General features: G+C 33.5%; 12 protein-coding genes. 5 read left to right on the top strand and 7 right to left on the bottom strand.

The window, feature by feature from the left end; all coding sequences use genetic code 11:
* Positions 1-359: 359 nt before the first annotated feature.
* On the bottom strand, positions 360-1,130 hold the full coding sequence (locus tag ES677_RS13630) for a tellurite resistance TerB family protein (protein ID WP_148381523.1): 771 nt from the start codon (positions 1,128-1,130) through the stop codon (positions 360-362).
* 248 nt (positions 1,131-1,378) lie between these two features.
* Between ES677_RS13630 and ES677_RS13625 the strand changes: the two genes are divergently transcribed.
* The 4 genes from ES677_RS13625 to ES677_RS13610 all read left to right on the top strand — a co-directional run bounded on the left by ES677_RS13625 (position 1,379) and on the right by ES677_RS13610 (position 4,293).
* Positions 1,379-1,789, top strand: coding sequence for a BrxA/BrxB family bacilliredoxin (locus tag ES677_RS13625; RefSeq protein WP_148370924.1), 411 nt, complete (start codon positions 1,379-1,381; stop codon positions 1,787-1,789).
* A 114-nt stretch (positions 1,790-1,903) separates the two neighbouring features.
* Positions 1,904-2,638, top strand: coding sequence for a lysophospholipid acyltransferase family protein (locus tag ES677_RS13620; RefSeq protein ID WP_148370923.1), 735 nt, complete (start codon positions 1,904-1,906; stop codon positions 2,636-2,638).
* 12 nt (positions 2,639-2,650) lie between these two features.
* The gene (locus ES677_RS13615; protein ID WP_148370922.1) at positions 2,651-3,637 is read left to right on the top strand and encodes an acyl-ACP desaturase; all 987 of its coding nucleotides are present in this window, start codon (positions 2,651-2,653) and stop codon (positions 3,635-3,637) included.
* A 2-nt stretch (positions 3,638-3,639) separates the two neighbouring features.
* A complete protein-coding gene (locus ES677_RS13610) occupies positions 3,640-4,293 on the top strand; it encodes an HD domain-containing protein (RefSeq protein WP_148370921.1) in 654 nt (217 codons plus the stop codon).
* 401 nt (positions 4,294-4,694) lie between these two features.
* Here ES677_RS13610 and ES677_RS13605 read toward each other — a convergent pair whose 3' ends face one another.
* The 6 genes from ES677_RS13605 to ES677_RS13580 form a co-directional block, all read right to left on the bottom strand.
* Positions 4,695-5,579 (bottom strand): hypothetical protein, encoded by an 885-nt coding sequence (locus ES677_RS13605; RefSeq protein ID WP_148381522.1) that lies wholly within the window; start codon positions 5,577-5,579, stop codon positions 4,695-4,697.
* 462 nt (positions 5,580-6,041) lie between these two features.
* On the bottom strand, positions 6,042-6,317 hold the full coding sequence (locus tag ES677_RS13600; protein WP_148381521.1) for a hypothetical protein: 276 nt from the start codon (positions 6,315-6,317) through the stop codon (positions 6,042-6,044).
* 155 nt (positions 6,318-6,472) lie between these two features.
* Entirely contained in the window at positions 6,473-6,832 is a 360-nt protein-coding gene (locus ES677_RS13595) for a hypothetical protein (protein WP_148370918.1), read from the bottom strand.
* A gap of 408 nt (positions 6,833-7,240) precedes the next feature.
* Positions 7,241-7,834, bottom strand: a complete 594-nt coding sequence (locus ES677_RS13590; RefSeq protein WP_148370917.1) for a hypothetical protein — start codon at positions 7,832-7,834, stop codon at positions 7,241-7,243.
* The gene (locus ES677_RS13585; protein WP_148381520.1) at positions 7,827-8,333 is read right to left on the bottom strand and encodes an RNA polymerase sigma factor; all 507 of its coding nucleotides are present in this window, start codon (positions 8,331-8,333) and stop codon (positions 7,827-7,829) included. Before ES677_RS13585 ends, ES677_RS13590 begins: the two co-directional genes overlap by 8 nt.
* Positions 8,323-9,207 (bottom strand): alpha/beta fold hydrolase, encoded by an 885-nt coding sequence (locus tag ES677_RS13580; RefSeq protein ID WP_148381519.1) that lies wholly within the window; start codon positions 9,205-9,207, stop codon positions 8,323-8,325. The genes ES677_RS13585 and ES677_RS13580 overlap by 11 nt, the downstream gene beginning before the upstream one ends.
* A 304-nt stretch (positions 9,208-9,511) precedes the next feature.
* Between ES677_RS13580 and ES677_RS13575 the strand changes: the two genes are divergently transcribed.
* Positions 9,512-11,314, top strand: coding sequence for a hypothetical protein (locus tag ES677_RS13575; protein WP_148381518.1), 1,803 nt, complete (start codon positions 9,512-9,514; stop codon positions 11,312-11,314).
* Positions 11,315-12,192 lie beyond the last annotated feature (878 nt).

Genomic DNA, 12,192 nt, shown 5'->3' with positions numbered 1-12,192 from the left:
GAGTGAGTACACCAGCCTATAAAAATTTCAAGAGTCTAAAAAATATTCAATCGTAATCGTTGATGACATCGAATATAGTACGGATCATACATTAATAGGAAACCCTTTTACAAATTCAGCTACCTAGGACTCAACCCTCGCAGCAATTTTTTTTAGCGGACTCTAACTCGCGTTAGGGATTGATGTGGAAATCCTTTTTGTGAGGCACGAACCAAAAGATTGCGACGGAAAGCCCGACCCGGTAGGGTAACGCCCAAGTAAATCTTTTAAAGCACCCCTAGAAATGAGCCTATAACAAAGCACTCCTTTACACTACGGAATTGATTTTTATACGGTAAAGACACCAACAAAATAACCCGCTACAACCCGCGTTCTTTTTGAATTTGCTCGTACGCTTTTTGTACTTCCTTAAATTTAGCTTCCGCACCCTTTTTGTGTTCTTCGCCTAAATGTTCCACTTTATCAGGATGATACTTTTTCACTTTTCTTCGGTAGGCTTGTTTTATCTCGTCGGCCGACGCTGCTTTGGTAATTTCAAGAATTTTATAAGCATTATCGCTACTGTTATAAAACATTGCTTTTATGCTGTTATAATCTCTCGAGCTAATATTTAAATAGCCTGCAATGGTTGCTATTTGACGTTCTTCTTCGTCGATAACCATACCGTCTGCCTTCGCAATATTGAATAAGAAATGCAGTAATTGTAAACGCGATGGGTGATCCATCATGCGCTGAATTTGCAAACAGACTTGACGCGTATTTATGGTTTGGTTGCTTATCTCTTTAAACAATTTAAACGCTTTGTTTGCACGTTCTTTACCATACATGCCCACAAATTGCGAACGTACGTAATCGAGTTCTCGAGGATCTGAAACCCCATCGGCTTTAATCACAACAGATGCCAAAATAAGTAAGCTCACTTCGAAATCTCCAGAATGTGTTTGCGGGCGTTGTTCTGCGCTATATCCACCAGATTTTCGGTTTGAGGCCTCTCCTTCACTTAAAAAAGGATTGTATTTACCAGATGAAAACGCATCGCCAGCACTTCCTAACGCTAACCCTATTATCGCCCCAATTGGCCCTCCTAAAGCCCAACCTATAGTTGCACCTATCCACTTAAATCCACTCATTACTTAATCTTAAAATTGATTGCCAAATATACTAATAGTAAATTGTTTTTCTTAAAGTTTATGCGTCGTTATTTAATAAAATACACCCCCTAAATATACCGTTATTTCGCATTTTAGGTGTTTTTTTATTTGACTATAGTCTGACCTTATGGCACCATAACTGTTATCTGATAAGTAGATATCTTTTTTTGTATAGTTTTTGATTAACTTTGTAGGTATAGAATATTAATAGATAAAAATTAAAAGATATGTATCCAGCAGAATTAGTAAAACCAATGCGTGAGGACTTAACTAAGGTTGGTTTTCAAGAATTACACACAGCAAACGATGTCGATGCTGCCATAGCCAAAGAAGGAACAACTTTAGTGGTTGTAAATTCGGTTTGTGGTTGTGCCGCGGCAAACGCTAGACCTGGTGCTAGTATGAGTTTAAAAAACGACAAACGTCCAGATCAATTAGTAACTGTTTTTGCAGGCGTAGATAAAGAAGCAACAGACAAGGCGAGAGCACATATGGTTCCTTTCCCTCCAAGTTCTCCTTGTATCGCTTTGTTTAAAGACGGTGAATTAGTACATATGTTAGAGCGTCACCATATTGAAGGTCGCCCAGCAGAATTAATTGCATCAAACCTTATGGATGCCTACAACGAGCAATGCTAATTAACAACAATTAGTCGTTACATTTTAACATAAAAAACCACGATTTAATCGTGGTTTTTTTATGCATACTGCCGTTTTTATAGTTACTTTGTTTAATAAAACTAATTGTAATTAATGCGAAAATTATTAGCATACCCCTTAACGATTATTTATTTCCTTTTTTTCGGGTTAACGTTATTCGTATTTCACCCGTTACAATGGGTGTGTCTTAATGTTTTTGGGTATCAAGCACACAAAAAGTGTGTTGATATTTTACAATTTTGTTTATTGCGATGCCTTAATCTTTTAGGGACTACATTTAAGTTTAATAACGACTTTAACCTCCCTACCGATTTACCACTTATTATTGTGTCGAATCATCAAAGTATGTACGATATTTCGCCTATTATGTGGTATTTTAGAAAACACCACGTAAAATTTGTAAGTAAAAAAGAGCTGGGAAAAGGAATTCCTTCAGTATCTTACAATCTACGACACGGTGGGTCGGCATTAATAGACAGAAAAAACCCTAGACAAGCCATTGTTGAAATTAGACGCTTTTCGAAATATATTGAAGACAACAAAAGGGCAGCTGTAATATTTCCTGAAGGCACACGAAGTAAAACCGGTGCTCCTAAACGTTTCCAGACTAAAGGTTTAGAAACTTTAATAAAATACATGCCTAGTGCATTGGTGGTACCGATGACAATTAACAACTCGTGGAAAACTTTACGTTATGGCAAATTCCCAATGGGTATAGGCGCTAACATTAGTTTTACAGTGCACAAACCCTTAAAGGCTAGCGAATTTGAAACTCGCGCCCTTTTAGAGCAGGTTGAAACCGTTATAAAAGAACACATTATTAAATAAAAACAACAAATTATGTCATTAAAAAATGTAAGATTGGAAGTGATGCAGTTTTTGGAAAAAGACGTAGACTCATTAATACAAAAATATTTAATTCCAGCTGAAACCATTTGGCAACCTTCAGATTTTTTACCAAATTCTGAAAGTGACAGCTTTTTTGAGGAAGTTAAAGAAATTAGAGAACTGTCTAAAGAATTACCATACGACTTCTGGGTAGTTCTTGTTGGCGATATGATTACAGAAGAAGCACTACCAACCTACGAATCGTGGTTAATGGATGTTGAGGGCGTAAACCAAGTGGAACGCAACGGATGGGCAAAATGGGTAAGGCACTGGACGGCCGAAGAGAACAGGCACGGTGATGTATTAAACAAATACCTTTACCTTTCTGGTCGTGTCAATATGCGCGAAATTGAAAGAACAACCCAACATCTTATTTCTGATGGCTTTGATATTGGTACCGATAGAGATCCTTACAAAAACTTTGTATATACAAGTTTTCAGGAATTAGCAACTTATGTTTCTCACAATCGTGTAGCGAAATTAGCTAAAGACCAAAGCAATAGACACCTTTCTAAAATGTGTAAAATTATTTCTGGAGACGAAATGAGACATCACCACGCCTATAGTGAATTTGTAGAGCGTATTTTTGCTGTAGACCCAAGCCAAATGATGATTGCTTTTCAATACATGATGAAGCAAAAAATTACTATGCCAGCACATTTCTTAAGAGAATCAGGAGATAAAATGAGTACGGCTTTCGAAGAATTTTCGAACACCGCTCAGCGTATTGGAGTTTACACCGCTTTAGATTATGTTGATATTTTAGAAAAGCTGATTAAACGTTGGGAAATTGAAAAAATTACAGGACTAAATGAAGAAGCCGAAAAAGCGAGGGACTATTTATTGAAATTACCCTCACGAATGCTAAGATTAGCAGGGAGAGTAAAAATTCCTGAAAACTCTTATCAGTTTAAATGGGTAGAACCTGCTAAATTATAGTAATGTCTCAAGACGTTTTAATTAGCAATACAATAGCATTTGTAAAGCGCGAACTTAAAGACGCTGAGGGTGGCCACGATTGGTTTCATATTGAGCGTGTTTATAAAAACGCCTTACTTATTGCGAAACGAGAACAGGTAGACACTTTAGTCGTTGCTCTTGGCGCGTTATTACATGATATTGCCGATAGTAAATTTCATAACGGCGATGAAACCGTAGGGCCCAAAGTAGCACGAGAGTTTTTATTTACCCAAAATACGGACTCTTATATTATTGAGCACGTTATTAAAATAATAGAAAATATTAGCTTTAAAGGCGGAAATACTGCGCAACAGTTTACGTCTTTAGAGTTGGATGTTGTGCAAGATGCCGATCGATTGGATGCCATAGGTGCCATAGGCATTGCGCGTTGTTTTAATTATGGCGGATTTATAAACAGGCCACTGTTTAATCCTGAAATTAAACCGCAGCTAAATATGACAAAAGAAGAGTATAAAAACTCTGAAGCACCAACCATAAATCATTTTTATGAAAAGCTGTTGCTTTTAAAAGATAGAATGAATACCAAAACCGGCACGCAAATCGCTGTTAAAAGACACGATTTTATGCTCTTGTTTTTAGACCAGTTTTATAACGAATGGGATGGTAAAAAATAATGTAACAAAAAAGACGACTGTATAAGTCGTCTTTTTTTTGCGATACATTTAAATAAAGTGTTGTTTTTATAGACTATCGGTTAGTGTTAATTTATTTCAGTTTACTTACTATTTCAAGAGGGGTAGTTTCGTTTTTTATTTGTTAACCGTTTCTCGAGTTTAATCACACATAATGGCCTTTTATATAGTTTGTGGCGTGTTTGTATGCAAGGATTTTCCTGAAGTAAAATTAAAAACTAGCGAGAAAAGTAACTAACATTGATCAAGTTGAAATTTTTATTTTTTATAGGGATTCTGAACATTTCTTGTTTTTTCGGGATTCTAATTAATCCGCTCAATTCCGTTTTCGATTTTTAGCATTTTACTATTGAGCCGAATTCTTATATTGAATTTCTATTTACCTATGGGCAGGTTACTGAAGTATATACAGGGTTACCCGTATTATCTACTGTCAATTTCCAACAGTTCCCATTTGACGAAGTTAGTATTACTCCTCTATTAGAAGTTGGTAAATAAACATCACCATCAGAAGTAATCCTCATAGTTTCTCTCATCGCGGCAGGCCCAGTATATTCATTTTGGAAGACTAGATCTGCTTTATCTACGCCTGTCGCGATATTTGAAATAACGCTTGTTGCTTCAAAAGTTTTTTCGCTATCACGAGATATAAACGTTAAAGTCGCTCTTGAATTAAGTTTAGTAGAGCGATTATCTATCAACAACCCTCCACCCTTTGGATCTTCACTTAATATAGGCAGTTTTCTCGGATTATATTCAGTATCATTCGTGTAAGTAATATGTACATTCGTTCTAGGTTTCCTGTTTCCGATAGGATTATCAAGCATAAACACTCTTCCTTCTGTATAAATGTCTTCTGTATTACTTGTTGAGATTTGATTTGTAGTAACACTTAACCAGTCAGTATCACCACCACCTTGGGATAAAGAGTTTAAATCATACCATTTTACATTACCATTACTATCAGTTATTAATAGTCTATCAAAAGGCTTACCTGTAGCTTGAGACAACCCATCAAATCGTAACGTTCCGTTGGTATGAAATAGAGACGTAGGCGAATTTACACCTATTCCAACCTTTAGAGGCGTAAGATTTAGAGATGAATTATAGGAGATCAAATTATTTGAATTTCCTATCCAACCTTGCGCGTTAATTGTTAAGGAAAGTAATAAAGTAATTGAGGTTAAAATTAGAGTTGCTTTTTTAATTCTAATTTTTTTGCGATCATTGAAATTGATTTGAACTGGCCTTAAATTTTTGGTTTTCATAATTCTTATTTTTTTAAGTTATACAACTTTAGAGTTTGTCCTTAATTAAATTATAAGCGTTTAACTCCTTCGTATTCAAAAATAGAATGATTGTAACCCTTCACAAAGTGCCAATCCATTATCGGTTTGTTTCAATCAATTATCGGTTTCTCTCAGTGAATAGCAGCGTGTATTTACATGGAAAGTTACGTGTTTGTATGCAAGGATTTTCCTAAGGTAAAATTAGAAACTAGCGAGCAAAGTAACTAACATTGATCAAGTTGAAATTGTGATTTTGAACATTTCTCGTTTTTTCGGGGTTCTAATTATTCTGCTAAATGCCATTTTCAATTTTTAGCATTTCAGTGAATCTAGCAAGCGCTTTATTCTAACTTGTTTTTCAATTCCGATGGCGTGAGCAGTTGCACAATTTGATAAATGTAACAGGCAATCTGATTTTTAAAAGCTTGCTTAAATCCGATTTTAAAAAAAAGTTCCAATTGTAATAATAGAGCAAATAGCGAGTAATAACACACTAATTATTATTAAAAAATCTTTTTGATTTTTTAATAATAATTTTACGCCGATGACTAAAAAAATAATTTGCGCAAAAAGAAATGGTATTGTCAATAGTTCTCTAAAAACACCAATTAAAACAAAATCAATTTCGTAAAAATCAATCAGCCAAATCAGTACAAAGTAAGATACGATTGCAAAATTAGCTATTATCAAGTTTCTACGTGTTATTAATTTGTTCATTCTATTCGATTTTGAGTGCGTTCCGCCAATAAAGTTTGTGGTTAGGCACAACTTATGTTAACTTTAAGTAAATGGTTCATAAATAGAAAGACCGCGCGGATTTTCGTGAATTGGCTAAAAATAGCAATTAGTTTTATAGGGTGTCATAAAGAGTTTTATCCGTCCCAAACCTTGAAATCTTTAACTGTATAATCTTCGTCGAACTCTATGAATAAAGTACCTGTGTTAATCCCAAAACCTGACATTCCTAAATAATAGTAAAATTTATTATTAATTTGATGTAACGGTTCGCCTAACAATTTAAAAACACCTTCTTTAGTTTTGCCTTTCAGCTCGTGTTTTTCTTTTAAGCTCTGTATCCTATTCCACCGCAAAGATAAATCCGATTCACTTTCTGTACAATTTTTCCATTGCTCAGAATTAAATGGTGTATTATCTGAATTATTAGTCGCTAACACTCCAACAGCTATTATCGCTAATACAATTACAAATCTAAGAATTAATTTATTACGCAATTACAATTGAATGATAGAGTAATGGGATTATTATAAAAAATAGTATCGTCAGCGGAATCCAAATTACAATAGGAATTATTGACCAAAGCCATTTCACTTTTTTTGGTAATTCGCTAAACCAAATAAAAATTATTCCTGCAATGAAAAAAATCCAACCAAGAAATATCCCATAAAGTATCGTCGAGATTATTGCTCCAACAATCATCAATATTTTACCAACGAGAGCTAGACCATTATCTTCTTTTGATATTATTTTTGACAGTATTTCTTTCAAGTTATTTACAACTTTCGCGTCTATAGTTTGTGGCGTGGTTAGACAACCAATTTAGTAAATAAAAACTGAATAAAAAATCTGCGAGGATTTGCGTAAATAGATTTTATACAATATTAGTATTCTGTTGTTGATTTCTAATCGGTTATTTCATTTTTTAATTTCACAATATCTGTCAGTTTTTGCATTTCTTTTTTGACGCCTTTTCTAATTATAAAAAAAAGAATTAGTCCAATAACAACATACGAAATATCAATTAAAACTACATTCCAAAATTTCATATATAGACTGAATTCGGGTGTAATCATATAAAACCCGATAGTGTATAAACCAATAATTATAGGCGCAATAACTTGATGAATTGTTTTTCTAAATTGATGAAACTTGATAGCGTTATCTGCTGTTTTTAATGTGGTTTCAAGGATGTTTATTTGTTTTGCCTTATGGATACTTCTTATTTCAATGACAATTCTAAATACCAAACCTAAAATCATTAATCCTGCACCGATCCTGCTCAACATTTCTTTTACTGGTGCTACATAATAAAAGAATATAGAAATAACTATTAATGTCACTAATAAAATTATGATTGTACTATAGTAAAAAAAAACATTCTCTTTTTCTTTAATTTTTATTTTTTTATATAAGTCGTCAAAGTTTGTGGTGGAAAGTTCACTATTTTTTTTAGTACTCTCCCATTTACTTTGTAGTTCTTTAAAATCGCTACTCATCTTTGTTATTTTTTAGAATTTTTTCAAGACGCTTTTTTATTCTGTGAATTTTCACTCTCACGTTTACTGGACTTATTCCAATCACCTCGGCTATACTATCATAATCTTGATTTTCCAAAACCATCATAATTAGTAATCTGTCTATTCTTTTTAATTGTCCAATAGCGTTATAAAGTTTGGGGATATTATCATTTATTGTTTTTTCTGTATCTATAATAGATGTCTGGTTTTCTATTTCTGAACTTGAAAGGCGTCTTACTTTTTTATCTTTTTTAACATAGTGTAAACACGTATTTACAGTTATCCTGTAAATCCAGGTTTTGTAAGATGACGCTCCTCTAAATTTATCTAAATTATTCCATACACTTATAAATATTTCTTGAGACAAATCGCTGGCAGTATCTTTATCTCCTCTAACAAATCCCAAACACATTTGTAAAACCATAGGATGATGTTGGCGATAAATTGTTTCAAAAGCTTCGTTTTTACTATTTCTCATTGATTAAAAAATCATTTACAGTTTTATAAAACCATTCTGGTTGGTCAAACATTAAAAAATGCTTGCTATTTGTAGCCATTATTATTGTTTTGTTAGATAAGTTTGAATATTGCTTTTCATAGTTTTCTTTTGCTATTTTTACATCAGGGAAGGATGCTCCTAATATCAACGTTTCACAAGTCACGGTGCTTAAGCTATTTCTTAAATCGAGTTTTAATAAATCGGTATATCCATAAACCCAAGTGTTCCGGTCTGCTTCTACTATCCAATTTGTTAGACTATTCTTTTTACCCTCATTTAATGTCATGTTTGAAGCCAACATAGTCGCCATTTTTTTGAATTGTTGCGCATCCATTGCAAGCATTTGTTTATTGTATGGACTGTCATAATATAAACTCTCTGCTGGGACATTAGGCATCATTACTTCACGCATACAAGGTAAGGCCTCAACTATTATAATTTTTGAGATTTTACTCGGTAGTGCAGACGCTATTTCTACAGCCAAATTTCCTCCCATACTATGGCCAATTATAATAATATCAGTCATATCATTGTCTTTTATATAATTAATAATGGCGTTTTTGACACTTAAATACCAAGGCATTTTTATGGGAGCGTTACCGTTAAAGCCAGCATAGGAAAAGAGATAAGATTTTCTTTGTAAGCTTAAACTTTCAACCGTTTCTTTCCATATGGAACCAGGTGTTGCAAAACCGGGAAGATATAAAACTGGCTTGCCTTGCCCAACAGTTTCTACTGTAAAAGGTTTAGGATCTGTTGTTTCGATTAGATCTGTTGCTCTATTTAATCCGAAGCTATTTGTTGTGCTAATGGTAATAGCTAATAGAATGGTAATTCTAATTAATTTTAACATAATACTCGTGTTTTTTTTAATTGTTTGTACCCCTTTGATTAAAAAAACAGTATTTGTTACACTTTGAAATTATAAAGACCTAAATCTAACAGGTTTTTTATCATAAGAAGATATTTATTAATATATGTGTGCCTATTTCTGTGGTCTTTGAAGAATTATAACCCAATAAAATTTAAATATATTCTAAATAGATGACTCCCAAGATAAATTTAATAAAAGAATAAGAGGTATGATTTATGTCAGCTTTTAAGGAAATAAGAAAGGTCATATTTGTAGTCTATTTAATTTTAAAAATATTAAAAAGATGATTTCACCTAAATCAATACACACTTTTCATATTCCAGTAATGGGATTAGCTTATACTATTGATAGTCCCATTCGTGTGGCACAATATGGAATTTCTTCTGTAATATCCATTATTGACGATGAACTTATGGAAAGAATGAATGCGTTTTACAGCAAAAAATTTAATCTCCCCTATCAAGAAATAACAAAAAAAGCACAAGATCATCGTGCCGAACGAATTACTTCCTATTTAAATTTAGTGGATACTATTGTTAAAGAAAAATTCTCGAAATTTAAAACAGAATTGACAGAAAACAAATTGGCTTTAGAAAACTTCATAGCTACCTTGCCAAATAAATCCAGCATTAAAAAAGAGCTTTCTAATGTATTGAATGGAGGTTCTGCACTAAAGGGGAGCATTTTAGACTATTTGGAAAGGCATTTAAAAGCTGGTGATATTGATGTAAATATCATGACAAAAGTTGATAAAGATAATTTTGTTAATGGTGAACAATTACCAGTAGAATTTAACGATGCACATGCTTCACTTCGTGGTTTTGCCAATAGTAATTTAAACTCATCCGTTGTATTATCGGCTGGAATGAACCCAAGATTATACAGTTATTTTGAAAATTTCAATGATTTTTTTCCAGATAGTCAAGGCCAGTTAAAAAAGAAGATTATTCTTAAAGTAAGCGATTATCGTTCGGCTACTATTCAAGGAAAATTTTTAGCCAAAAAAGGGCTTTGGGTTTCGGAATATCGCATCGAATCTGGCTTAAATTGTGGTGGACATGCCTTTGCAACTGAGGGCATTTTATTAGGACCTATTTTAGAAGAATTTAAAAACAAAAAGGCAGAATTAATACAAGACACTCACGATGTTTTTGTAAAAGCATTAAAGCTAAAAGAACGCATTGTTTCAGTCCTACCTTTAGATTTAAAGATTACGGTTCAAGGAGGCGTTGGAACAGCAGATGAGCACGAATTTTTGCTTAAAAACTATCAGGTTGATTCTGTAGGTTGGGGAACCCCCTTTTTATTGGTTCCAGAAGCCACATCTGTAGATAAACAAACTATGGCATTATTAGCAAATGCTAAAGAAAAAGATCTGTATTTAAGTGGTATTTCGCCTTTAGGAATTCCTTTTAACACGATAAAAGGAACTACAAATGAGTACCACAAACAAAAACGTATCGATAACAACAAAGCAGGAAGTTCTTGTCCAAAAAAATATTTGGCATTAAGTAAAGAAATGGGTCCAGAAGGTATTTGTACAGCTTCAAAAAAATATCAAGATGTGAAACTGCAAGAATTAGAAGCTAAAAGATTTGAGGTTTCTTTAAATATGTATGAAAACGCCAAAGCGAAGATAAACGAAAAAGCTTGCCTTTGTGTTGGTTTGGCCAATGCGTCTTATTTAGAAAACGATATTAAAATAAAAGGTCAGGAGCAAGGTGTTGTAATTTGCCCAGGCCCAAATATGGCTTATTTTGATAAGGAAGTATCGCTTTCTAAAATGATGCAACATATTTATGGAAATGAGTCTGTACTTTCACATATAAATCGTCCAAACATGTTTGTCAAAGAATTGAAAATGTATGTCGATTATTTAAAAAATGAAATAGCCACTATATCAGAAGAAGTTACGGCTAGACAAATTAAAAAATGGGACGCTTTTAAAAACAATTTGTTTAATGGAGTTATCTATTATCAAGATTTATTTCTAACGGCTATACCTTCTGAAAACACCAACATTCAAATGGAACTTCAGTTTTATAAGGAACAACTTATAGCAGTGACTATTCCAGAATTGGAATAGGTATAATTATAGGGGTTAATAAAAACGAAAGAGTTAGATCTTATAACGTGCGCAAAATGTTAAGGCTTTTGTTTTGACTTGGTCGAACAAAAAGGGTGACGCAGTGTTTTTAAAATAGGTAAATCATTGGTTAGCAGTTTAGCAAAGGGAGTTTCGCCCTAAGCCTAAATAAAGTTCTTGCCCTCTGAATGACGCGAGCCTTACAGAAAATAAATAGGCACTCTCTGCAATTAATAGTATTCGCTACTATTACTTTTAACTCCGTATTGCCAACGCTGCTGCCTGGCGCGTTCACTATAGATGTCTACTAGACATTTTCTTTACGCTCCGCCCTGTAGCTTTCGACTGGAGGTAGCAACTTCTCGACACCTCTTCAAGGGTTCATTTCGTTCAACTCCTTTATTCGTACCTGCTAATCTCAAAGACTAGATTCTCCTAAACGCTCAATACCACAACTATTAATTGTAGCACCTTTAGGTGGTTTAGAGCCATCGCCTATACAACGACTCTGATGGACCTACCATCATCTTATTTACAGCATTCAACCCTTTATTGCCGTGGTTGATTCTTGGCACACTATGAAACGTAGCGTATAAATAGTCGCTAACTTTTCGGATTTAGCACAGAGCCAAATTTTTTATTTTTATGTTTAATTTTCTTTTATAAATATAGCCAAATAAAAAATTTGGCGTACTTTGTAAATAAGCAAAAACCTCTTGAAAAGCCTATAGTAGCTATGTTTTATACACGTCTTAAGTTAGCATTTCAATAAAAACACTAAATTAAGACATATAAATAAGAAGGAACAAAAGGGAGGAATAAGGTTATTATACACGCGGAGACTATGATCTCGTCAACATTGAAAACCCCCTCTCTTT

It is taken from the genome of Bizionia gelidisalsuginis (genome assembly GCF_008086185.1).
Lineage (GTDB): Bacteria > Bacteroidota > Bacteroidia > Flavobacteriales > Flavobacteriaceae > Bizionia > Bizionia saleffrena.
The sequence above is the reverse complement of the archived record's forward strand: the minus strand, read 5'-3'. Positions and strand labels throughout refer to the sequence as shown.

Bases quoted from the DNA above. Each gene is read 5' to 3' on its own strand.
- ES677_RS13590 (WP_148370917.1), bottom strand. From the start codon at position 7,834: ATGAGTAGCGATTTTAAAGAACTACAAAGTAAATGGGAGAGTACTAAA.
- ES677_RS13580 (WP_148381519.1), bottom strand. From the start codon at position 9,207: ATGTTAAAATTAATTAGAATTACCATTCTATTAGCTATTACCATTAGC.
- ES677_RS13620 (WP_148370923.1), top strand. From the start codon at position 1,904: ATGCGAAAATTATTAGCATACCCCTTAACGATTATTTATTTCCTTTTT.
- ES677_RS13630 (WP_148381523.1), bottom strand. From the start codon at position 1,130: ATGAGTGGATTTAAGTGGATAGGTGCAACTATAGGTTGGGCTTTAGGA.
- ES677_RS13605 (WP_148381522.1), bottom strand. From the start codon at position 5,579: ATGAAAACCAAAAATTTAAGGCCAGTTCAAATCAATTTCAATGATCGC.
- ES677_RS13625 (WP_148370924.1), top strand. From the start codon at position 1,379: ATGTATCCAGCAGAATTAGTAAAACCAATGCGTGAGGACTTAACTAAG.
- ES677_RS13600 (WP_148381521.1), bottom strand. From the start codon at position 6,317: ATGAACAAATTAATAACACGTAGAAACTTGATAATAGCTAATTTTGCA.
- ES677_RS13585 (WP_148381520.1), bottom strand. From the start codon at position 8,333: ATGAGAAATAGTAAAAACGAAGCTTTTGAAACAATTTATCGCCAACAT.
- ES677_RS13575 (WP_148381518.1), top strand. From the start codon at position 9,512: ATGATTTCACCTAAATCAATACACACTTTTCATATTCCAGTAATGGGA.
- ES677_RS13615 (WP_148370922.1), top strand. From the start codon at position 2,651: ATGTCATTAAAAAATGTAAGATTGGAAGTGATGCAGTTTTTGGAAAAA.
- ES677_RS13610 (WP_148370921.1), top strand. From the start codon at position 3,640: ATGTCTCAAGACGTTTTAATTAGCAATACAATAGCATTTGTAAAGCGC.